The organism is Microbulbifer mixtoriginis (SeqCode), assembly GCF_052467945.1.
Genome location: NZ_CP174328.1, coordinates 2,460,027 through 2,481,864, shown reverse-complemented (window position 1 = coordinate 2,481,864; position 21,838 = coordinate 2,460,027). Strand labels below are relative to the sequence as shown.

Genomic DNA, 21,838 nt, shown 5'->3' with positions numbered 1-21,838 from the left:
TTAGCGTTTTGCACAGGTATTGAGAATAACTACCTTTCAAAAAGATGATGTTTAGGATAACCTCCTAGAGTCACTGTATTCTGCTGATCGAATTATGACTTATGCTAAGATAGAGTCATTATAGATGTGTACCGAACCCTAGATATAGACCCACTGGTTTTGTAAAGAATTCTAAGCTGTGAGCTCTAGGCTAATAATTATGTTTAAATATTTTTTTGTGGCCCTTTTGTTGTTGATTTTGGCTTCATGTGGCAGGCCCGAGTCACTTTCAATTGAATCTGGGGGGGAAGCTAGGCTTGGTACTGAAGAGGTCGTTGAGGGGACGCTGGAGCAGGAAAAACAATTACAGGACATTGTTAGTTCCACTGAGCTATCTAAAGATGATATTTCAAGTGTAGAAGATCACACTGAAACTCCTGATAACCAACATGGCCCTCAAAGCGATCTCGCCACTGAAAAAAGCTCTAGGCCGATAGATATCAGTGCAGCTTTCGAGAAGGGCGTATCTTCAGTTGAGAAGTATGATTTCTCCAGAAAAAGCACATTGCCTAATCTTTTTGAGACGCAGCAAAAGGCTGAGAATGTCTCTTTTAGTGGTAAGCTAATAAACGATCCTGAAAATCCTGATTACCTTCAGTCATTGGAGGGGGTGGAATTCTCAATAGAAATTAAAACACGATAGAATAAAATAGAAAGGCAATTCGCTGCATCTAAGGTGGTTGCTGTAATATATCAATATAATTGGTTCTCTAGTGTCTGTTTGAGTTTTGCCTCTCTTTGATTAACTATTTTTTCTCTATAGGTTAGATGCAGCCGCTAATGTCTTGTGTTATTTTATTTCGGATAGTGCGCTCTTTATCTTCCTGGTCTAATATTTTATTTGCAGGAGCGGGGCTCAAAGTTTAATACAAGGAGTGTATCCAGAATGTCAGGAAGTTATCCAGATAGAATTAAGCAGCTACCTATTTATGATGGTCGGTTTGATGCCTACAAGTTGGAGGCAAAAGGAGGTGATGTCCTTTTTGCATCATATCCGGCGGGCACTGTTATTCCAGATCATACGCATGCGACTGATAATTATGGGGTGATTACGAAAGGCGAGTTGATACTGAGTATGAATGGTGATGTTCAGCGCTTTGGAATTGGCGATTGGTACTATGTTCCGGCAAATACTGAACATGCTGCCTCATTTGAAGAGGATACAGATGAAATCGAGTTTTGGTTTCAAGCTAAAGATAAAGAAAAAAGCCTTTAACTTCCCCAGCAAAATTTATTAAGTTTAAACGGATTGAATAACCCGAATACGGTCATCCATGGCTCTAATGGAGATTGGGATTGTAGGTGTAAATACCTCCCAAGCGTGATTAACGCCTGGACGCAAGTGGAACTCAGTACTTACCTCGTCATTGGCGAGTAAGCGTGCATATTCAATATTTTCATTGCGGAAAATGTCCAATTCCCCAATTTCAATATATGCGGAGGGCAATCCTTTCGCGTTTTTTAAGTGAGCTGGAGCGGCAACAGCGGTTACTTTACTTGTACCCATTGTTTCTCCGAGATAAGCCTGCCAAGCGGTAAGGTTGTCATCATTAGTCCAAAGTACATAGGGAGCCAGCTTTGGGTCCTCAACAGTATTCCGGTCATCAAGCATTGGATATATAAGAATTTGTTTTGCTAAAGAAGGGCCATTCCTGTCCCTTGATAAGATGGTCAGTGCCGCAGACAGCCCTCCGCCAGCGCTATCGCCCATAACAGCTAACCTGTTGGGGTCTACTTGCAGCAATTTGGCATTCTTATGTAGCCAGCACAATGCCGAGTAACAATCCTCAATGGGGGTTGGATAAGGATATTCTGGCGCTTTGCGATAATCCACTGAGAGAAATGGCACGCCACTCTTTGAGACATAGTTTGCGACTAATCGGTCGTATATTCCTACATCATTGAAGATCAAGCCCCCACCATGTAAGTAGAGTACCGCTGACCCCGGCGTTGAGTTTTGTTTACAGTACCATCGCAATAAGATACTGGATTCATCGGGCAGCTTTACCAGAAAATCTTCTATTGATACATCGGTTGGCATGGGATGGGTTTGAAATACCTCTCTGAGAACATGCTCACCAACCTCACGTCTTGTGGCCACATCACCTACTACTATTGGCTCTATGGATTCCAGTAAAGCCCTAAATTTCTCGATTGCTTGGCTGAATTGACTGTCAACGGTATAGGCCATGATTTTTCCGTATCTTGTGGCTTGGTACTGACGGTAGGGTATTTCTATTGGAGAAGGTTGGACGCTTATAGCTTCGTCTATTTTTTCAACCATGTGTTGGAAATGCTGCCTGAATCCAGTGTTGCCTCGGGATAACATTCATCCAGATGGGACGTTCAGAAGTAAAAGTGAAACTTTACACTCATACCTAAATGATAGCGTTCAGCGCTAATTTATTTGTGCCTATTGTGAAAATTTATGAAAAATAGCTTTATAGATTGACTGTGAGCAGCTACTAGGTGTGTGAAGTAATAGTTAAAAAATAAGAAAGATCCAGAGTGATAATTTTCAAATTACTTCTCAATCCTCCTATCTAAAAATGTGTACGCATTATGGAATGGTTAAGTAACGTTAAGGATTCACTTTTACTGCGATCTTTTAGGGTAATTTTCCTATTGAAACGCCAGCGCTACTCAACCCCCGAAAAACTGGAGAGACACTCTGTATTTTGTGTTTTCACTATCAAACATCTGTCAGGGATAAATATTGCTAAGAATAATTAACTCGTTATCTATTTTTTTACTGGGAATCTCAGTATCGATGATGGCTGCTGGAGAAATTGATTCAGGGGATGCTAAGGTGCATCGGTTGGATTTGCAGGGACAAATTGATACTAGGGCACCGTTGTCAAAAACGCTGTGGGCAGGGGCACATAATGCCTATGCTTCTTTCCAGTGGGATCAGGGAGTATATACCGATGTTAATCAATGGTATGCCCCTGAGAAGCTGTTCCATCGTGGTATCCGCCTAGTGGAGTACGATACCTACCCTTCATCCACGTTTAGTTCTACTCCACACATATGTCATATGGGACTTGAAGAGGCCATTATGTGCATATACATGGTAGGCACAGCGGCAACTCTCGGGGATGGTTTTGATGAGATCACGGATTTTCTTGAGGATAATCAGGATGAAGTGTTATTTATAAAATTCGAAGCTTATGATTCAGATTATCATCAGAATTTTAGGAACAAAATTGGTGAAATGATTGAGAGTCGCCTGGGGGGCTATGTTTTCAAGCCAACTGACTGGGGTTACGCGGAAGGGGATTGTGCTTCATTGCCAGTGCAAACTTTAAGCAAGCAAGATGTGCTGGATGCAGGGCGAAACATTATTCTTTTTACTCAGGTACCTAGAGGATATCCACACACAGGGGGTAATAATCTTTGCGATTATCACGATGAATCCAAAACAAGCAAGTATTTAAGGAATGTCTGGATTGGCGTGGATGAAATGGATACTGCTGGCAATCTAACCTCCAATGAACCTTTGGCTCAAAATTCCATCCATTTGACAGCGGATTCTGATGGTAATAGCAGCGCTACCACCCACTATAAAAATGGCAATTTCAGCGTCGCACTGGATGCGACTACGGAGTACAGTAAGAACGATATCAAAATTTATGGTGATACCGTCCAAAAAAAGCACAGGCAGGTTACCAGCGGATAGAGTTGGCTTTGGTTGAAGCCAATGCAACAAACATTGGAGCATCCAAAGCTCCACAAATTGAAGATTACCTTTGGTCTTGGCGAGATGACTCACCGGGTACCGAGCACAGTTGTAGTTGGCTAACTAATGATGGGGAGATTATAGATTATGATTGCTCTATGATCCGTGTATTTCGTGTGTAGATGCTAATAGAAATTGGCACATCAGGGAGTCCACCGGTGCCTGGGCAGATGGCTATAGCGCTTGTGCTGCAGAGGGCTATCAATACGGTATGCCCTATAATATGCTTGAAAGTGCTGAACTCTATGCTGAAAGAAATGCTAAGGGCATAACAACTTCGGTTTGGGTAAATTATTATATGGTATTTGGGGATTTTTGGCTTGCCAGCCAGGATGCTTACTCTGATTATGGTTACCTCAAAAAGGATGCGATTGGTGGCACTAGTGGTGCTCCATTTGATTCCATCGATTTAATCAAGCGTAAACTGCTTGGTAGCGGCACTATGAATTTGAAATCGATGCAAATTCGCTCTGGAAGTCGTATTGATGGGTTAAAGGCTTGTTATGAATTCCAGCAGGCATGTCAGCCATGCAAATGCGAGTGATCATGAACTTTGCATTGAGTATGGTGACGGAGATGGTGGCTCAATGGGCTCTGTCCTTAGTATTGACTCCGCCAGTGGTGAATACTCGATGATGTTAAAATCTGCTGGGATGATGAAAAGTACAGTTCCGGTAGTATTTATTATTTAAAACTGACTTCCAGTACAGGGGAGACAGTTTCAGGTGGCATGCAGCAGGGTTCGTGTAAGAGCTATTCTTCTACCTCTACCCAGCAGATATTTGCTTTCCATGGGCGCCAAGGGGATGAAGTTATTGCTTTGGGTGTGCACAAGATTTCCAATTCTTTGATCAATGCTGGCTATTACGCAACGGAATGGCTCAATAATGACAACCACCTCCTCTGGTGGCATTGACTACGAAAGCTTTAATGAACACAAAGCGGCAGGTAATATCTCACAATACCTGTGACGTGAAAGATGTCGTTAATGTTGTTGCTCGCTTGGCTGATTCCAAACTGGATTACAGGTTTACAGGAGAGAGTATATTGGTGGGGAATCTCGGTTCTAATTATCGTTTCTTCTGTTCAACAGAGAATTGTAGTGATTACGAGGTAAAATACTTCTTTACTACGCCTTCTTGTTTGCCCTAGGTGGCGGAGGTGAGGGCGGGTTGGGAGGCCCAATCCGCAATTACTCTAAAACCTTATTGAATATTTATGGGCACATTTGCTTGCTTCTTTTGCTCAATTTCACTTTATCCCACTTTATGACTCCCGCAATGAGCCCAGAAATGATCAATAAGCTTGAACAGATTTTCACTATCCCCAGAGGCTCTTGATAAACAAGCCAGCTAGCTAGGAGACCAAAAATTGGTACCAGTAAGGTAAGAGGAGCGATAGTCGATAAAGGGTAAGTGACAACCAAACGATTCCAAATCCAATAGCCTAGTAAGGTGGTGGGCCAAGCCTGAAATAGAATTGAGGCTAGGGTAAGCTTATCAATTTTAATAAGGTTGTTTAAAACCTCTTTACCTTCCAGAGCCAACGCAAGAACCAGTAAAGGGATGGGAGCAAACAGAAGGCTCCAAACAATAAAAGCGAAAACCTCCTTGGTATTGGCCGCTTTGACAATCAGACCACTGATACCCCAGCAAGTTGCTGCCAGAATCACTAGCACCACCCCGAGGGGGCTGACACTGCCATCCTCAATAAGGAAAGCAATCCATAATCCTAAGATTGCCAGGCTGGCTCCCAATATTTTTTGTGCACTGACCGTCTCTTTAAGGATCAGCCAGCCAAGTAATACGCTAATAGCTGCATTGAGCTGGAGCAGCAGTGATGCCATACCTGGAGAGAGCCCAGCAGTAAGTGAGCAAGTAGCAAGTCCCCAGATACCTGTGCCAAAGACAAAGCTATAGCTGAGGATATAGCGCCAGGCAACGGGCGGCTTGGGAATAAAGAAAATGGCCGGTATTGCTGCAAGAGTGAAGCGCAGCGCGGTAACTAGTAGTGGATTGAGATTTGTCGTACTCACTTTAATGGCAATAAAGTTGACTCCCCAAATAGCCATCACGAAAATTCCAAGGCTCAAATCTTTGTATCTCATAACTACTGTCCCATTGATATCGGGATAGTTTCTGTGCATTCTGAGGTTAGGGACAGATACAGATTTCAATTAAAAAAAGTATACAGTTTGTTACTTTCTGCCCAATAAGGGGCTGGAAGGTTAATTGAGTTTGGGGAGTATGATGCGGTACAAGAAAATGGCTGATCATTTAGTGGAAGATATTCGCCAGGGAAAGGTGCAGCCAGGACAAAAGCTTCCTTCTCTACGTCAGCTTGCTAGGGTAAATGAGGTTAGCCTGACTACCGCATTGAATTGTTATCGTTATCTGGAGGAGACGGGATGGATTCAGGCTTTACCGCAGTCAGGTTTTTTATGTAAGAAAACCTTTGGATGTTTCTGGGTCTCCTGAGATGCCCGCTTTTTCTTGCCAGACTACGACACCGATTGCGGATCATTTCTTTCATTCGGAGGAGCCAGGCCCACTGGGAATAACTCAGTTATCTGTAGAGTTGCAGCCTGTTTCTAAGTTAGAGCGAAGCTTACGTCGCGCTTCACGTAGCCAGGGGAGCCGGGTGTGTCTTTATCCTAATGTGCAAGGAGAATTGCCTTTGCGTCGTTCTCTCAGTGAGCACTTTGGCGCTTCGGGTTTCCATTTCCAAGCTTCTGATCTGGTGATAACCAATGGCTGTCTTGATGCTGTACGTACAGCACTGGAAGTAACGACAAAACCTGGGGATGCAGTAGCGGTCAGCTCTCCTTGCTATAGCGGTTTACTTCAGCTCCTCGAGGGAATGGGGCGGACTGTCGTAGAGATACCATCCACAATGGATGGTTTAGATTTGCGACAGATGGAGTTACAGATGCAAAAAGGCGGTGTTCGGGCTGGGCTTTTTAGCTCTAGCCATATGAACCCAACCGGTATTAGTCTCTGTGTCGAACAGAAACAGCAGCTGGCTGGGTTAGCGAATAAATACCGAATCCCGATTATCGAGGACGACGTCTACCATGAGTTAGATCACCGGGGAGCCCCTCCACTCCCTGCATACCATTGGGATACCGGGGGATACTTATTATGGTGTGGATCTATATCAAAAACACTGAGTGCTGGTTATCGACTGGGTTGGTGTTTGCCTGGACGATATTTAAATGATTACAGTCAGCAACGTCAACTCGAGAGCTTGGGGGTAAATTCACCACTCCAATTGAGCTTGGCTGATTTTATCAGTAGTGGGCAATATGCTAAGCACCTGGCGACATTGAGACCCCTGTTGCGGGAGCAAGTTGATCAGTATCTTAATTTCCTGACCGACCATCTCATCCCAAAGGTGCGGATTAGCATGCCAACAGGAGGATTGGTTTTATGGCTTCAAGTTCCCGGGTTAAATGAGGATGAATTTGCGATTCTTTTAAAGAGGCAACTCTTGGATATCCGAACCGGAGTATGCTTTAGTACCTTGAATTACTATAAAGACTGCTTGAGGATTAATTGTGGTTTTCCATTGAGGGATAATAATGGTGAGTATTCCCAGGCAAAAAAACAGCTGGAGCAGTTGGTCGAACTGATCAATCGAAGTGTTGCTGCATAAGCTATACAGCTTAGTCCGGAAGGCATCCTTAAGTTTATTGTTATGTGCCTGCACCAAGTAGCTACTGACTTCAGAGGGATCAACTTTAGTTAGCAATGGCTGCTCTGTCACCATATTACAAAAATGTTTCATTCGATGGCTTCCCTTTGCTAGAATCCGCGACGATTTTGAGAGAGTAAGTTCATGGAGGATTTCGAATGAAAACCATTGCATCCTTATCTGTAGTAGTTATGGCTGTTGCTGCTGCTATTCCTGCACAGGCCAACGCAACGTTTGATTTGCCGAATTTTAGCCAATGCTCCGAGGCTGCGACTCAGAGCAATACAAATGACCGTGAGGTGTATCGCATTTTTTCAGATTTCTACTATGAAATTGAAGATAAGCGCGAGTATGCCGTTACCGCGGTGAAAAACTGGGCAAAAAACTTTGCCTCTAGCTGTATCACTTCGACCACTCAAATCACATTAGATGATGTACAGTGTGATGATTTTATCGGTGGTGCGCCAGTTTGCCGTATAGAAAGTGATGAAGGTGACTATGTTGTTGTAAAAGACTACGTTGATTCCACCAATGTAGTCCTTTCCAAGCATGACCAGCAAAACTGGCCTGCAGTTCACACCTCTAATGACATGGACATGCTGTGGATGACCAATCCTGCGAAGTGTTACTCAGACCTTCTAAAGTCTGGTGTGGATTCCCAGGCGTATTACCTGGATGCCTATAATTACCGTTACTTTGGTGATTATCGATTTGTGTTGGCTAGAACTACACGTGATCTGGTGCAAAATCTGGCGGGACAATCTAATCAATGTGCCTATGAAACGATAGGTATTGAAGCCAATAAAATGGAGTGTTCTGAGACCTCTGGCGGTACTAAAATATGTGCTTCCAGGCATACCAATGCAGGTTATTTCGTATTTGTTAGTGATGACAACCACGGAATGCATGTGGTATTTAATCGCTGGGACTGATAAGTATTGATGGTTGTGAAAGCTCCTCAAGTGGGAGCTTTTTTTTGTGTCTTTGTGATATTTCCCTGTTTTACTTGGCTCAATAAGATAGACTTTTTGTTCTCCAATACGCTTAACTGTCCCTGGCCCCATTTCAAAGTATTCTCTAACTTTTTAAGCTGAGGGAATAAATAAATTGGTTTCAGCTACTCAGTATGAAGGTAATTCCTGAGAAGCTTTGGTTACCGTCTTTCCCCTTGTTCTGAAAAATACTCCTTTCGCTGATCATTGATTTTAGGGGCAGTATTTGTTTCCCCTTACTATAAGTGCTTTTGGCTGATAGCCTGAAAATGTGATCACATTTAATAGCCTTTGAAGGTTCTTTTTTTTTGGTAAATAAATTCAGGGAGTAGAAGTATGCAGGGAGAAATAATAACTGCCACGCCAAAGCATGCCGATATAGTAGCGTATCTAGTTGCCAAACTATTAATGGCTTTGGTGGGGCATAAGCGTGAAATCAAACCTGATCAACTCATTGAGGTAAGTAACAAGCTGCTGGTAAGGGAGAGTGCTTATAATGCTTTTCTTTATAGAGTTGAGGGTGAGATTGTTGCTGTTATTACAGTTTCCAGGTCTGCAGCTATTTATGCTGGAGGGTATTATGGCGTAATTGAAGAGTTTTACGTAGAACCTGAATACCGAAGTCAGTCGATTGGTAAAAAAATGCTGGACCGAGTGGTTCAGTTTGCAAGAGAGCAGGGGTGGCCACGTTTGGAGGTGAGTACACCAGAGAAAGACAAGTGGAGCAGGACGGTAGATTTTTATCGTCGGGAAGGATTTTCAGATAACTCTAATGGGGAGAGGTTGAAGCTGGAATTATAGTCCTTATTTTTCTGTAAAGTTAGGTACCTTCTGCATGTCTATTTTCCTTGCGGTTTTTATTGATTGTATCGGGCCCTATATAGGCTGAGAAATCGATGTGTATTAAGGTGGGAAGGTTTATATTAATTCGCTCTCATCCTTTAAATTTAGGACTTTGTAAGGGTGCCTCAACAAGCTTTCTGCAAATAATACTTCTATAACATTGATCGTTGAGAGTGGACGGGGAATATATGCTATGCCGATTAATGTAAATATTTGTTTGGTGGTGAAAAACTCCCTGTTTTAGTCTTTAAGGTTGAATGAATCGTTGTGGCGTCATTAAGTTGCACGATTTTTTAGTGATGAATATTTAGGGGATTCTGGTGGTTGTAATAAAAATAGAGTTTGGCTCTTTGAGATTTTCTAACCTAGACGTTCGGAATTACAATAAGTACTGAAAAAGATTCTCATTTCCGTCTGAGATAACGCTCGGAAATATGATTTAGTAGATGTTTTATTGATATTATTTTGCCTGACTGTTTAGTTCTGTAGGGCGCTTATGTTTTACGGAAAAACTGGTTAACAGTGTCATCATCTCGTTCTTGATTTTTGCGGTTTAATATAATTAACTGCCGCTCGGGTTTAAATGTTTTCACCTTTGGTGTGCTCGCCAAGCTGGGAAATAATAAATAAATATCGCTTGGTGAAAAGGGTGTTAAAAGTCAAATATGAATACATTGCGCTAAATTTATAAACATAAGGTCAGTTAAAGCAGTCGGCCGTTTTTATTACAAGGAAAATAATGAAACGTCGCGATCTTCTGAAAGCCGCAGGTGCTCTTTCGGCACTGCCACTGGCTGGTATGACCAGTTCTACAGCTCAGGCAAGTAATCGCCTAGAGGATTCCACCTTCCCAAAGTCGATTATGGATGGCAGCCTGCAGGATTCTTCCGGTTTCCTTAAGGTGGTTCAAGGTAACTTGCCTGATGATGTTACCGGCCATTTGTTGATGGCCGAGGGGATTCCTCTCGCTCCTAACCATTTGACTCCAAATGGAAAAGGTGCGCTTACCCGGTTGGATTTCAGTGGTAGAGCCAGTAATGGCAGTGTGGCTTATACGCGAAAAATGATCAGAACCGCCTCTGCAATTATGCAGGAGCAAGATTTGAGTGGTTTCGATAAGTTTAATTTGCTGGGGGGAACTATCTATTCCAGCCCAAATCTTGGCTTTATGAATTATTGCAATACGGCCCCCAATTATATGGGGGAAAACCGCTTTGCGATGAGCTATGAGGGGGGGGTGCCCTATGAGTTCGATGCTACCACTCTGGAAATGATAACCCCTATTGGTGAGGTGGGAGAGTGGGAATCCAGTCTTCCTCCTCTGTTGGATAACCTAACGCCAAAGAAGTGGTTGTTCCCACAAATTCGCACTACTGGTCACCCCTTCTTTGATTTGGCGTCCGGTGAGTGCATTACCATCAATTATGGTGGCAATATGGGTGACTCCGGTCGCTCGGGCTTTATTCGCTTGATTTCCTGGGATCAGCGGGGGGCTTTCAAAAGCTGGAATATTCGTGATCGCCAGGGAAATAACGCTTATATCGCGGCCAGTTCCCACTCCCTGGGGGTTACTCGTAACCATGTCATTATTTTTGAGACCGCGGCGAGGGTCGAATCCACTCGTATTCTCGGTACCCATATTGTACTGCCGCAGGAACACAAAACTCGCTGTTGGGTGATACGCAAGTCGGATATGGTACCTGGGCGTGAGGATATTATTGCTGACTACCTGGAGCTGGGCTTTGATACCTCCGATATTGTTTGCAACTATGACGACAGTGCCGGTGAAATCACTCTCTATGGCCAGTATATGGGAGCCATGGACAAGTCTGAACAGCTGTTCCGCTATGAAATATTCCAAGAGGGTGGGCTAGTGCCCAAGTGGTTGTCCGGCTATCCGGCGGCGCCTGTGGATGTTGGAGGTCTGGTGCGGGCTAGAATTCAGGTAACGTCTGACTTTGCACGGGAGATCAAAGACGATTACCGGGTTATCCGCGATGAAAACCTCCTTTGGGATATGAATGACCCAGCTTATCGAGGGCACTTTCAGTTTCCAGAGACATTTGAGCATCTGTATTGGGCTGCGGTGGGCTACCGCCCAGATTTGGTTTCTATGCGCGTTTCCTGGGCATACCGCAATTACCCAGAACGTTTTTATAGTTATTGGGATATGCCCGAGCAAAGTAAGCCATCTGCTTTGGTGCATATGGATTGCACCCGCATGCAAATTGCCGATGCTTATCAGTTCCCCGATGACTGTGTGATGCGGACTCCGCAGTTTATGGCACGGCCTGGATCCACCGCGCAGAATGATGGTTATCTAATTGCTGCGGTTGTTCGGAAAAATCCGAGTAGTGCGCAATCCAACGGTAAAGAGTTCTGGATATTTGATGCTGCCGCACTCAGCCGGGGGCCACTCTGTATCCTCGCCAGTGAGTCTTTGGAATTTGCTACCACTAACCATGCCCTGTGGGTGCCCTCTATAGGTCGCCGTCCAGCTATGGCTTACCGTTCTGGATATGGGGATTTCCTGCGCAGTAAAGCGCCTGATCACAGTCGCAATGTTCAGGAAATAATCGATCGGGAGCTATTACCTAGATTTGGTTAATTTTTTCATTAATTGAAATACAACAACTCAATAATGCAACAACAAGGAAGCAAAGGCATGTACCATCCACTTCTCTCCGGGCGAAGTCATTTGTTGCGCCGGGCTACCAATTTCTTGTGTGCGGCAGGTTTGTTTTTTGCTGCGGGGGCTTCGGCGGAGCAGTTACCTCCCCCCATTGATGTACCTGAGGTTTTGAAAAACTATCAGGACACCCAGGATTGTTTTCCCGGTGTTATTCATGACCCTTCAACAATCGCTGAGGTACAGTCGATAGTGCGCGATGCTGCCGCTCAGGGGCGCAAGGTCATGACCGGTACCCGGCGCTTTAACAGCCAGATAGACGCGGCTTGTGCGGGCAACGGCGAAGTGCAAATCACTCTGGAAAATATGAACCAGGTGGTTAGCCTGGATAAAGAAAACCGCTTGGTAACTGTTCAAGCTGGTATGCGTTTTAATGATCTAGCAGCCTATTTGCGTGAGCATGAACTCAGTGTACCGATGGTTACTGAGCTGGCGATCTTCTCGATTGGCGGGATGCTTGGCAGCGGCACTCATGGATCCACCTTTACTCAGAAAAGCAATATGATTTCTGACTATGTCACCGAGATAAAGCTCGTTGATGGCAAGGGGAATCTGCGTGTAATCACTGGTGAACTACTCAATGCTGCGCGGGTTAACCTTGGTGTTTTGGGGGTTGTGGTGGAAGTGACTATTGAAGCCGAACCCGGCTACAAGGTACAAGCCAAAGTGAAGGGACACCGGGATGACAGCGATCTGGAGAATGTCATTTTGGGCTTGGCTCGGGATAACCACTCCGCAAATATTGCCTGGTTCCCAGGTCTCGGCCGCTATACGGTTACTACTTATAATAAGGTTCCTTTGGACACCCGGGGCAATGCTTATAACGCTCAAGCTGATGTCTCGGATTTTTCCGAGTATCTCTTTGGCCTGATTTTTGATAGCTTGCATGAAGCCGACAGTGCTGCCCTGCAGTGCTTTGCCGCATCTCTGCGATATACGGCCCGCTCCAGTTCTTATTTCCGCGATGTAAATACCGGTCTAAAGAAATTCATCAAGCCCACGGGGCACGCGGATCTGATGCAGCATTTTGTCTGTAAAGAGCCGAACAATTGTGTCTGGGATAAGTTGCCGATTGCCTTGCAGGAAGTGGCCATACCTTTTGAGGAGCTGCCCAACTGGATTGCCGATGTGCGCCAGATTATTACCCACAGTGAGCGCACCTGCTTTCCCTTGAACGGTATTTACTTCCGCTTTGGTAAGGCCTCCGATAGCTATCTGGGAATGAGTGCTGGGCGCGACACCGCTTTTGTAGGTATCGAGTATACTCTGCGCCAGCGCGGTGAGGCCGTGCCTAAAAACTACTTTGTAAACCTGGAAATTGAGCAGATGTCGCTGCGCAAATATGGCGCCAGACCGCACTGGGGTAAGAATTCGGTGGCTATTTTTGAGGATATGCCCTCGCGCTTCCCGAAATGGTCTCAGTTCCTTGATGCCAAGGCGGAATTGGATCCTGAGAATGTCTTTACCAATCCATTCTGGCAGCGGGTTAGTGGCCAAGACCCTCTTGAGAATTACCTAACGCCTCAATGTAATGCTGACGGTCAGTGCTATTGCAGAACCGATGCACATTGTGAGCAAGGGGCAACTTGCCAAGCAGGTAATTGGTATTCCGAGGCGCGGATATGTAAGAAAGATTAGGCTTGTATTGATACAAAAGGAGTGGTGGTTTCACCACTCCTTTTTATTTTATTGATGATTGAGTGTTAATTCTTTGAAAGGTGCTCTTTAATATACAGGCAAAACTTTTCTGGATTTTCTATTGGCAACATGTGATTTTCTGAAGCCGCTTGCAATAATTTAGATGAAGGAGTGTGACTGGCAGCGGATTTGGATACTATCTGAAAGAGATTTCTGGTATTACTGCCGTATCCAATCGTAGTGGGGATTTGGATTTTCGACAGGTGCTCTTTATCCAGGCAGGGCTTTTCAGTTTGAGAGAGTTGTAAGGGCAGGGTGTGAGCATTCTCCAGTTGCTGGGCCCGAAGTGCTGGTGCTTGTGAAGAGAAATAGCCAGCTCTGTTCCCGGAACCATCAATAAGAAACGCCACAGCCTCCTCAAGCTCACCATTGTCAACCGCTTCGAATACCTTGCCAAACATGGCTTCGGCATCCTGCATAAACGCCTCCATTTTCTTGGCATCCAGATGTCCTGGATAGCCAGGCTCATAGATAAATAAGCTTTTGAACAATTTGGGGGCTTTTATTGCTGCGCTTAAGGCAACATCAGCACCATAAGACCAGGCGATCAAGTGAATGGGGCCATCGCCAAGCGTGGCTGAGAAATTAATTAAATCATTGGCATGAGTTTCAATGCCAAAACTTCCACTCGAGCCTTTATTATCAACACCAAAATGTCTTTGGGTAAGAGAAGCAACCCTGTATTCTTTTGCGAGTATACGATGGTGTGGTTCCCACATTCTTTCATCGGCAAGTGCACCATGAAGAAAGAGGACAGTTTCTTTAGGTTTTTCTAGTGAGTGCTTCATCTTTGGTATATAAATTTTATTATTTATTTCTAACTTTTCACTCTCTAAATTAGAGAGCGCTAATAGCTTGGGTCTGCGCTTCTATGCCTTAAAGTTTTACTCTTTGTAAAGTCTGATAAGGGCCAAGAAGCTGATAGCGGCCAAGTTTACTCCAATCCCCCAGGTTTGTTCACTTAATGGGGAGAGTGAGTATTCAGCACCGATGCTCAGGCGATATGTATCACTGAAGGGTGGATATATCAATAAAAAGGATGCGCCTACTCCGGTGGCAAGTTTAAAACTCAGAATAGGAGATGTGATCCAGGGGATCTGTGCGATAAAAACCCGCTCAAGGTGCTTAATGTTTGAAGGGAGTCTCAAAAATTTTATGCCCGCGTATACTGAGTATACAAAAAAGGCAAATACTAGGCTGCTACCAATTACTTTATTGAATGTTAATTCTCGTGAAATCATGGTATCTGCTGCAACCATAATGCTTCCAATAGAGCCGCCTACAATTGACGTGGCCAGTAAGATCTTTCTGATTATTGCTTTCAATGACTTCCCTTAAAACACCAGTTATTCATATTCTTTTTTGCGGATAGCTTTTCCCAGACCAAGTATATTGATAATTCAATGATCTATGAGAGTCCGTCTCTCAATGAGTTAGCCTGATGGACCCCATTAACAAGAGCAAGATTAATAAACGAACTGCATCGCGAGAGCGCCCGGGTATAACTCAGGCGCTTTAAACTGGAGGATTGCCTTAAAAATTTATCAGGACAATGGCAGAAGGGTATTTCTGTCTAATTTATTTTTCCAACAACTGATCCAACGGTAATTCAGTGCGGTAACGTACCTGTTTTAGGGAAAAGCTACTCTTAATATGATCAATACCCGGTAACTCCGTCAGTTTTTTATCGAGAAATTCCTGGTAGGCCTGTAGGTTGGGAACAACCACGCGGAGCAGGTAGTCGAAGTCACCGGTCATTAAGTAACATTCCATAACCTCCGGCCATTGGCCGATAACAGATTCAAAATCCTGTAGCTCTTTTTTCACTTGGTGGTTGAGGGTTACCTGAATAAAGACGCTAACTGGAAGGCCTACTTTTTCGGGCTCCAAAAGGGTCACGGCGCGCTTGATAAATCCCTGTTCATTGAGATTTTTGACCCGCCGCGAGCATGGCGAGGGGGAAAGGCAGACTTTTTCTGCCAGCTCAATATTGGGAATAGTGGCATCCTCCTGGAGGATCTCCAGGATTTTTTTATCGATGGCATCCAGTAAATAGGCCATGGTTTTTTCCGTATCTCTTCTCTCTGAACGAACACCGGATTATCCGGCTGCTTCACTGCCATGCCGGCATGACAAAACATCCCGGTTGAGTCCTTTCTGGGCAATTATCCTGTTTTATGACTGCGCCGTGAAACCGTTTATTCTTTGTTATCAATATCCGCTCACTAGATCTGTGCTGAGTGACCAGCCACCACCTACTCGTTCACTCAGCTTTCCTGTAACCGACTTGCAAACTAGGAAGGTGGTTACGTGTAGGGGTAGATTCTGCGTCTCTTACAGTGACACCCCCGTGTAGGGCCTATTCGATGAATCCCTAAAAAACTGACTTTTTGAGTGAATTGTTGCTGGTAGTTTGTGATCTTTAGCGAGTTGTGTCCGTATTATGCCCTAGCCAGGCTTATTTTGGTATGACCTGCCCGGCCGGGCGGTGTTAATTTTAGCGGCTAGTAAGCAGATGCTTCGGTTTGGCTTTGAGCTGTTTCAGTAGGTGCCGAGAGAAATGTGGCACCGTGGCTATCGTCATCAAACCGGGCAAAAGAAAAGCAATAATGAATTAATAGGTGGTACCCATGGCAATGGTCGAAGGCGATCAGGAGCTGGGCTTTGATACCGAGTATTCTCTCAAAGCCGCATTTACCCGTGATTCTGGCCGAGTCTTTCTGACTGGTATTGATGCGCTGGTGCGCCTGCCGCTCATGCAGAAACGTATGGATGAGCTGGCTGGCCTGAATACTGCGGGCTTTATTTCCGGCTATCGGGGCTCCCCTCTCGGCGGTTACGACCAAGCGCTCTGGCGTCATAAGAAGCTACTCGCTGGGCACGATATCCACTTTGAACCGGGTATTAACGAAGACCTTGGGGCCACCAACATTTGGGGTACCCAGCTAGTCGATCACTACCGAGAGCAGGCTACCCGCGATGGGGTCTTTTCCATTTGGTATGGCAAGGGCCACGGGGTGGATCGCACTGCGGATGTATTTCGCCAGGCGAATATCCAGGGCACCGCCAAACTCGGCGGTGTGCTGGCATTGTGTGGCGATGACCACACCGCTGAGTCCTCCATGTTTTCCCACAACACCGATCAGATTTTTGAATCGGTAATGATGCCGTTGCTGTTTCCCGCCAGTATCGACGAGTATCTTACTCTCGGTCTCGCTGGTATTGCACTTTCGCGCTTTTCCGGTCTGTGGGTAGGGTTCAAGGCCATTACCGAAACGGTAGAGGCCGGTGCCTCTCTGGTGGTTCCAAGCTTGCCACAGTTCACTATTCCGGCGGACTTCCCCATTCCTGCCCATGGCTTGAATTATGACCCGCACCTGAATTGGCCCGCTGAGCGCCTGGAGTACGAGCGCCGTATGCTGGAGGAGCGTTTGCCGGCGGCGCAGGCCTTTGCCTATGTCAATCGCCTTGATAAAACAACGCATGAAAGCGAGCGCAAGCGCTTTGGAATCGTGACTGTGGGCAAGGCCCATGGGGACTTGCTGGAAGCGTTACAACTGCTCAACCTGAGCGAGGAAGATCTGCGCCAGGCGGGCATTGCCATTTATAAGGTGGCGATGTCATGGCCCCTGGAGCCTCGCGGTATCAGTGAGTTTGCCGACGGTATGGAACGGCTGCTGGTGGTGGAGGAAAAACGCCCGCTGGTGGAAGACCAGTTGAAGAACCTACTGTATGGCTGGGAGGACAACCGCCGCCCGAAAGTGGTCGGTAAGAAGGACCTCAATGGTGAAGATCTGCTGCCGGCGATCTGGGGTTTTGGACCAGATCAGGTGGCCAAGGCGATTACCCGCTGGCTGGCAGATACTGACCTCGCACAGCGTTTGATCCCCCTGGCAGAAAAATTGGGAGGCAATGTACCTCAGCGAGCACAAGGCCTGTTGGCGCGGGAGCCAATTTTCTGCGCTGGCTGCCCCCACAATACTTCCACCAAACTGCCGGAGGGCAGCCTCGGCAGTGCCGGCATTGGCTGTCATATCATGGCGCTGGGCAAGGGGCTGCGCACCGATACTTACTCCCATATGGGCGGTGAAGGCGCCCATTGGGTGGGGTTGCACCGCTTCTCGAATGCCGAGCATATTTTCCAAAATATGGGAGATGGTACCTATAACCACTCCGGTTTATTGGCGATTCGCCAGGCAGTCGCCAGTAAGGTCAATATCACTTACAAAATCCTTCTCAACGATGCGGTGGCTATGACCGGTGGCCAGCCTGCCGATGGCGAGGTAAACGCTCCAAGTCTGGCCGCGCAGCTGCTGGCAGAAGGCGTTGGGGTGGTGGTTCTGCTCAGTGAAAACCCCGATTACTGGCATCAGCACCGCGGCCAGTTGCCGGCGAAAGTGGAAGTGTTAGACCGTTCAGAGCTGGATGCCGTCCAGCGCCGTCTGCGTGAAACGCCGGGTGTCACCGCCATTATTTACGAGCAGGTGTGCGCCGCAGAAAAACGCCGGCGCCGCAAGAAAAAACTGATGGTGGATCCGCCCAAGCGCCTACTGATTAACCAGCGCGTGTGTGAGGGTTGTGGTGATTGCAGTGTGCAGTCGAGCTGTATCGCCGTGGAGCCCCTGGAAACCCCCTATGGCCGCAAGCGTCAGATCAATCAGTCCAGCTGTAACAAAGATATGCGCTGTGCCGATGGCTTCTGTCCTAGTTTTGTCACCATCGAGGGTGGTGAGCTGAAGAAACCGCCGGTTCAGTCTCTGGCCGAGTCCCTGGATTCTGCCATCGTCGATTTGCCGCCAGCGCCGGTGGCAGCCCTGGAACAACCTATTAGCATCTTGGTGGCCGGCATCGGCGGCAGCGGTGTACTCACTGTGGCGGCACTTTTGGGTATGGCCGCGCACCTGGAAGACAAGGGCAGTACCACGCTGTATTTCACCGGCCTATCACAGAAAAATGGTGCGGTGGTCGCCCACGTAAAAGTGGGTGCACGCCCGGAAGCCATTACTACTGCGCGTATCCGCGATGGCGCCGCTGAGCTGCTGCTCGGTTGCGATATGGTCACCGCTGCGGGCCAGCGCCCGAAATTTGCCACGGGCAAAATGCGTGCGCTGGTGAATACGGCCGAGGTGCCGGTGGCGGCCTTTGTGCGAGACAACGAACTAGCTTTCCCGGCGGATGCCACCCAACAGAGTATTGAGTCCCTTTGTGCCGAGTATTTCGCCTTCGATGCGAATAAGTACGCACAGGCACTGTTTGGCGATACGGTTGCCAGCAACCTGATGATTATGGGCTTCGCCTGTCAGAAGGGACTGCTGCCAATTGGTGAGGCGGCACTGGAGCGGGCCATCGAACTGAATGGTGTGGCGGTGGAAAATAACCTTCGCGCATTCCGTGCAGGGCGCTTGTTGGCGACGGATCCGAGGGCGATAGAAAAGCTGGCGGTACCGGCGCAGCCCGTAAAAATGATCGAGCCGCAGGAATCTGTGGAGCAATTGATCGCGCGTTTGAGCCGCGAGCTGGTTGAATATCAAAATGCCGCTTACGCTCACCAGTTCACACAGGGTATCGAGCATTTATACCGAGCGGAGCTGGCTCTTGCCGGCACGACGGGGGAATTGACCCGCACTGCAGCCAACAGCTTGTTCAAAGCCATGGCCTATAAGGATGAGTACGAGGTAGCGCGCCTGTACAGCGGCGAGGATTTCCAGCGTCAGTTGCGCGAGACTTTTAGCGGTGATTATTCCCTCAAGTTCCATATGGCCCCGCCATTGCTGGCACGCCCCGATGCCAGTGGCCGGGTGCGCAAGATGCAGTTTGGCCCTTGGATGGGCCGCTTAATGCCATTGTTGGCGCGTGGTAAAGCGTTGCGTGGTTCCGTGCTGGATGTGTTTGGCTACACCGAAGAGCGCCGCGCCGAACGGGACTGGGCACGCCAGGTGGCGCGAGCGGTACAATCGGTAGCGGCTCAGCTGAGCGCTGACAATCTTGCCGAAGCCCAGGAATTGCTGGCAATTCCTATGCAAGTGCGCGGTTACGGGCATGTGCGTGAGCAGAAATTTGCCCAGGTACAGGAGCGCTGGCAGCAGTTATTCAGCCAGTTTACCGCGGGGAACAAGGAGCAGGCGCCGGTGACGGTTTCCTGAGCCCCTGGGTAAGCAACGGAAATAGTGCATCGGAAATAAGTAAGGAATGGATGTATGGCAGGGACGCCAGTGATATTTCTTACCGTGTACCTGGAGGCAAAATCTATCGGGTCTAACCCGGCCGAAATGGGATCAGCGGATTGAGAAACAGACCGCGGACCCCAGTGAGTGAAACCGGAGCTTCTACTGCGGAAAAACACAGGCAGTCCATGTCCTGAGTGGCGATGGGCCTGTGTACCTGCCCCGGCTCGCGCAGGACGAAATCCCCCCGCCCATAGATACCGTTGTGATCGGAAAAGCTGCCGTGCAGTACCAGGGCGAATTCCCGCCCACGGTGATCGTGTTTCGGTAGTCCGCTGCCGCTGCGCAGGCTGTGAAAAGCCACTTCATACTCTCTCTGTCCAGACTTGAGCCGGCATATTTGTAGGTTGCGAGTCAGGGTCTTCCAGCGCCTGTTTGGATTGCTGGCCAATAATTTATTTAACACTTTGGGTAAGTGGTCCATAGCCGGTTCCCTGCTGACCGGGGCCGGGGTGGAGCTTTCTTCACTTTTGTGGAGGATTTTCTCCGGAATCTGGCTGATGCGTTCCATCAGGCGCTCGAAGGCGTTGGCTTGCAATGGCTGCGCCGGGCTCCCATTTAGGAGGGAGCCACCGAGATTGTTCAGGGTATGCAACTGGGATCGGCAATCAGCACACATCTGCACATGGGCTGCAACAACCAGGCTGGGGCCCCTGGCCAAGCTGCCTGAGGCGTATTCCAACAGAAGGTTTTCATCCGGGTGATGGCGAATCATTGGACGTTTACCTGACGAACCGAGCTTGCAATTTCTTCATGGCCAGGCGCACCCTGGATTTGACCGTGCCGAGGGGGAGGCGCAATTCTTCGGAGATCTCGCTGTGGGATTTTCCCTCCATATAAGCCTTTTCCAAAATGTGGCACTGCTCAGCGGGCAGGGCGCTGAGGCCATCGGCAATATCGCGCTCGTTGCGCTTGTGTTGTAAGAACAGCAGCGGCTGGCTTTCCAGGTTCTCATCCCAAATATCGGCCACATCAACATCGTTGTCGCGATTTTGATGGCGCTGGTTGCGGCGCAACATGTCAATACGGCAATTGCGCATAATAGTGAATATCCAGGTGCTGGCCGAGGCCTTGCCCTGGTCAAAGCGGGGGGCTTTATGCCATACCTTGAGCATAACTTCCTGCACCAGTTCATCGGCCGCTTCGGCGTTGAGTGCCTGGGTACTGCGGCTGTGGTGGAAGCCCTTAATGAGCGGGGCAAAATGTCGGAAAACACGCTCAAACGCCTGGCGGTCGCGCTGAGCGCCAACCTGCGTTAGCAGCCTGCTCCAGTCATCCTTGTAGTCCTGGGAAGCTTTCACCGCAATTCCATTGCCGTTTTGTCTTTGCCTGTGCGCCATATTAGCGCTCTCTAATGTTGTGTCGATCCTTACTACGCATCTGCGCACTAAATGGATTGGGTTATTTTTATTTTGGCGCTGTGATCTGCCATTGGCAGGCTAACGTAAATCAGAGGGGTAGCGCCGCGGAATACAGTGGAAGGGAAAATGAGCAGCCGCACATTGGTAAAAGAAGTCCAGTCTTATTATCGGGATTTTTTGGTTAGAGACCCGGCGGAACTGTCAAATATGTACAGTGACAAAATTGTGTTTCGCGATCCTCTGCACCGAATCGAGGGGCTCCCCGCCCTCAAGGCCTATTTCTCTGATATGAGCCACGGCCTTACCCAGTGTCGCTTTCGCTTTGAGGAGGCTTCCATTACCCGTGATAGTGCTTGCCTGCCCTGGTATATGCACTATGCGCACCAGTCTTTGAAGGGCGGCCGGCCGCTGCGTTTACGCGGTTGTAGTTTGGTGCGCTTTTCCGACAAAGTGTTTTATCACGAAGATTTCTATGACATGGGGGCAATGGTGTATGAGCAGGTGCCCCTGCTGGGCTCCCTGTTGCGCAGGATTAAGTTGCGTCTGGAGCGGGGCTGACT

At 47.5% G+C, this 21,838-nt stretch carries 20 protein-coding genes; 13 read left to right on the top strand and 7 right to left on the bottom strand.

Features of this window, described 5'->3' with window-relative positions; translation table 11 throughout:
* Positions 1–199 precede the first annotated feature (199 nt).
* Together ACJJIJ_RS10925 and ACJJIJ_RS10920 are read left to right on the top strand one after the other, a co-directional pair.
* Positions 200–682 carry a hypothetical protein gene (locus ACJJIJ_RS10925; RefSeq protein ID WP_252082323.1) on the top strand — a complete coding sequence of 161 codons (483 nt, stop codon included), beginning with the start codon at positions 200–202 and terminating at the stop codon, positions 680–682.
* 243 nt (positions 683–925) lie between these two features.
* Complete coding sequence (locus ACJJIJ_RS10920; RefSeq protein ID WP_252082321.1) at positions 926–1,255, top strand: cupin domain-containing protein; 330 nt, start codon at positions 926–928, stop codon at positions 1,253–1,255.
* Between the two features lie 24 nt (positions 1,256–1,279).
* On the opposite strand, the gene ACJJIJ_RS10915 is transcribed toward ACJJIJ_RS10920, so the two are convergent.
* The gene (locus ACJJIJ_RS10915) at positions 1,280–2,323 is read right to left on the bottom strand and encodes an alpha/beta hydrolase (RefSeq protein WP_444937405.1); all 1,044 of its coding nucleotides are present in this window, start codon (positions 2,321–2,323) and stop codon (positions 1,280–1,282) included.
* 432 nt (positions 2,324–2,755) lie between these two features.
* Between ACJJIJ_RS10915 and ACJJIJ_RS10910 the strand changes: the two genes are divergently transcribed.
* From ACJJIJ_RS10910 to ACJJIJ_RS10900, 3 genes are all read left to right on the top strand, one after another.
* Positions 2,756–3,718 (top strand): PI-PLC domain-containing protein, encoded by a 963-nt coding sequence (locus tag ACJJIJ_RS10910; protein ID WP_252082317.1) that lies wholly within the window; start codon positions 2,756–2,758, stop codon positions 3,716–3,718.
* A gap of 151 nt (positions 3,719–3,869) precedes the next feature.
* Positions 3,870–4,322, top strand: coding sequence for a hypothetical protein (locus ACJJIJ_RS10905; protein ID WP_444937404.1), 453 nt, complete (start codon positions 3,870–3,872; stop codon positions 4,320–4,322).
* Between the two features lie 81 nt (positions 4,323–4,403).
* Entirely contained in the window at positions 4,404–4,694 is a 291-nt protein-coding gene (locus tag ACJJIJ_RS10900; protein WP_444939581.1) for a jacalin-like lectin, read from the top strand.
* 300 nt (positions 4,695–4,994) lie between these two features.
* Here the strand turns inward: ACJJIJ_RS10900 and ACJJIJ_RS10895 are convergent, their stop codons facing one another.
* Positions 4,995–5,885, bottom strand: a complete 891-nt coding sequence (locus ACJJIJ_RS10895; RefSeq protein WP_444937403.1) for an EamA family transporter — start codon at positions 5,883–5,885, stop codon at positions 4,995–4,997.
* 157 nt (positions 5,886–6,042) lie between these two features.
* Between ACJJIJ_RS10895 and ACJJIJ_RS10890 the strand changes: the two genes are divergently transcribed.
* The 6 genes from ACJJIJ_RS10890 to ACJJIJ_RS10865 all read left to right on the top strand — a co-directional run bounded on the left by ACJJIJ_RS10890 (position 6,043) and on the right by ACJJIJ_RS10865 (position 13,633).
* Positions 6,043–6,255, top strand: coding sequence for a GntR family transcriptional regulator (locus ACJJIJ_RS10890; RefSeq protein ID WP_252082311.1), 213 nt, complete (start codon positions 6,043–6,045; stop codon positions 6,253–6,255).
* A gap of 1 nt (position 6,256) precedes the next feature.
* Positions 6,257–7,432: an aminotransferase-like domain-containing protein gene (locus tag ACJJIJ_RS10885; RefSeq protein WP_252082310.1), complete on the top strand. Its 1,176-nt coding sequence runs from the start codon at positions 6,257–6,259 to the stop codon at positions 7,430–7,432.
* A gap of 197 nt (positions 7,433–7,629) precedes the next feature.
* Positions 7,630–8,403, top strand: a complete 774-nt coding sequence (locus ACJJIJ_RS10880; protein ID WP_444937402.1) for a hypothetical protein — start codon at positions 7,630–7,632, stop codon at positions 8,401–8,403.
* A gap of 396 nt (positions 8,404–8,799) precedes the next feature.
* Positions 8,800–9,264: a GNAT family N-acetyltransferase gene (locus ACJJIJ_RS10875; RefSeq protein ID WP_252082306.1), complete on the top strand. Its 465-nt coding sequence runs from the start codon at positions 8,800–8,802 to the stop codon at positions 9,262–9,264.
* Between the two features lie 781 nt (positions 9,265–10,045).
* Positions 10,046–11,914, top strand: a complete 1,869-nt coding sequence (locus ACJJIJ_RS10870; protein WP_252082304.1) for a carotenoid oxygenase family protein — start codon at positions 10,046–10,048, stop codon at positions 11,912–11,914.
* Between the two features lie 57 nt (positions 11,915–11,971).
* Positions 11,972–13,633 carry a D-arabinono-1,4-lactone oxidase gene (locus ACJJIJ_RS10865; protein WP_444937401.1) on the top strand — a complete coding sequence of 554 codons (1,662 nt, stop codon included), beginning with the start codon at positions 11,972–11,974 and terminating at the stop codon, positions 13,631–13,633.
* Between the two features lie 65 nt (positions 13,634–13,698).
* Here ACJJIJ_RS10865 and ACJJIJ_RS10860 read toward each other — a convergent pair whose 3' ends face one another.
* From ACJJIJ_RS10860 to ACJJIJ_RS10850, 3 genes are all read right to left on the bottom strand, one after another.
* Positions 13,699–14,481, bottom strand: a complete 783-nt coding sequence (locus tag ACJJIJ_RS10860) for an alpha/beta fold hydrolase (RefSeq protein ID WP_444937400.1) — start codon at positions 14,479–14,481, stop codon at positions 13,699–13,701.
* Positions 14,482–14,577: 96 nt separating this feature from the next.
* Positions 14,578–15,018, bottom strand: a complete 441-nt coding sequence (locus tag ACJJIJ_RS10855; RefSeq protein WP_444937399.1) for a hypothetical protein — start codon at positions 15,016–15,018, stop codon at positions 14,578–14,580.
* Positions 15,019–15,271: 253 nt separating this feature from the next.
* Positions 15,272–15,754, bottom strand: coding sequence for an Lrp/AsnC family transcriptional regulator (locus ACJJIJ_RS10850; RefSeq protein WP_152456185.1), 483 nt, complete (start codon positions 15,752–15,754; stop codon positions 15,272–15,274).
* 569 nt (positions 15,755–16,323) lie between these two features.
* On the opposite strand from ACJJIJ_RS10850, the gene ACJJIJ_RS10845 reads away from it, so the two are divergent.
* The gene (locus tag ACJJIJ_RS10845) at positions 16,324–19,836 is read left to right on the top strand and encodes an indolepyruvate ferredoxin oxidoreductase family protein (protein WP_444937398.1); all 3,513 of its coding nucleotides are present in this window, start codon (positions 16,324–16,326) and stop codon (positions 19,834–19,836) included.
* Between the two features lie 112 nt (positions 19,837–19,948).
* Here the strand turns inward: ACJJIJ_RS10845 and ACJJIJ_RS10840 are convergent, their stop codons facing one another.
* A complete protein-coding gene (locus ACJJIJ_RS10840) occupies positions 19,949–20,632 on the bottom strand; it encodes a ChrR family anti-sigma-E factor (protein WP_252082294.1) in 684 nt (227 codons plus the stop codon).
* A gap of 7 nt (positions 20,633–20,639) precedes the next feature.
* A complete protein-coding gene (locus ACJJIJ_RS10835; protein ID WP_252082293.1) occupies positions 20,640–21,257 on the bottom strand; it encodes a sigma-70 family RNA polymerase sigma factor in 618 nt (205 codons plus the stop codon).
* A gap of 147 nt (positions 21,258–21,404) precedes the next feature.
* Here ACJJIJ_RS10835 and ACJJIJ_RS10830 point away from each other — a divergent pair, with 147 nt between their 5' ends.
* Positions 21,405–21,836, top strand: a complete 432-nt coding sequence (locus ACJJIJ_RS10830) for a nuclear transport factor 2 family protein (protein WP_252082292.1) — start codon at positions 21,405–21,407, stop codon at positions 21,834–21,836.
* Positions 21,837–21,838: the final 2 nt, after the last annotated feature.

Excerpts from the sequence above, each read along its gene's own strand:
- ACJJIJ_RS10875 (WP_252082306.1), top strand. The coding sequence starts at position 8,800 with ATGCAGGGAGAAATAATAACTGCCACGCCAAAGCATGCCGATATAGTA.
- ACJJIJ_RS10835 (WP_252082293.1), bottom strand. The coding sequence starts at position 21,257 with ATGGCGCACAGGCAAAGACAAAACGGCAATGGAATTGCGGTGAAAGCT.
- ACJJIJ_RS10915 (WP_444937405.1), bottom strand. The coding sequence starts at position 2,323 with ATGGTTGAAAAAATAGACGAAGCTATAAGCGTCCAACCTTCTCCAATA.
- ACJJIJ_RS10920 (WP_252082321.1), top strand. The coding sequence starts at position 926 with ATGTCAGGAAGTTATCCAGATAGAATTAAGCAGCTACCTATTTATGAT.
- ACJJIJ_RS10860 (WP_444937400.1), bottom strand. The coding sequence starts at position 14,481 with ATGAAGCACTCACTAGAAAAACCTAAAGAAACTGTCCTCTTTCTTCAT.
- ACJJIJ_RS10840 (WP_252082294.1), bottom strand. The coding sequence starts at position 20,632 with ATGATTCGCCATCACCCGGATGAAAACCTTCTGTTGGAATACGCCTCA.
- ACJJIJ_RS10865 (WP_444937401.1), top strand. The coding sequence starts at position 11,972 with ATGTACCATCCACTTCTCTCCGGGCGAAGTCATTTGTTGCGCCGGGCT.
- ACJJIJ_RS10895 (WP_444937403.1), bottom strand. The coding sequence starts at position 5,885 with ATGAGATACAAAGATTTGAGCCTTGGAATTTTCGTGATGGCTATTTGG.
- ACJJIJ_RS10870 (WP_252082304.1), top strand. The coding sequence starts at position 10,046 with ATGAAACGTCGCGATCTTCTGAAAGCCGCAGGTGCTCTTTCGGCACTG.
- ACJJIJ_RS10925 (WP_252082323.1), top strand. The coding sequence starts at position 200 with ATGTTTAAATATTTTTTTGTGGCCCTTTTGTTGTTGATTTTGGCTTCA.
- ACJJIJ_RS10845 (WP_444937398.1), top strand. The coding sequence starts at position 16,324 with ATGGCAATGGTCGAAGGCGATCAGGAGCTGGGCTTTGATACCGAGTAT.
- ACJJIJ_RS10890 (WP_252082311.1), top strand. The coding sequence starts at position 6,043 with ATGGCTGATCATTTAGTGGAAGATATTCGCCAGGGAAAGGTGCAGCCA.
- ACJJIJ_RS10850 (WP_152456185.1), bottom strand. The coding sequence starts at position 15,754 with ATGGCCTATTTACTGGATGCCATCGATAAAAAAATCCTGGAGATCCTC.
- ACJJIJ_RS10830 (WP_252082292.1), top strand. The coding sequence starts at position 21,405 with ATGAGCAGCCGCACATTGGTAAAAGAAGTCCAGTCTTATTATCGGGAT.
- ACJJIJ_RS10885 (WP_252082310.1), top strand. The coding sequence starts at position 6,257 with ATGCCCGCTTTTTCTTGCCAGACTACGACACCGATTGCGGATCATTTC.
- ACJJIJ_RS10880 (WP_444937402.1), top strand. The coding sequence starts at position 7,630 with ATGAAAACCATTGCATCCTTATCTGTAGTAGTTATGGCTGTTGCTGCT.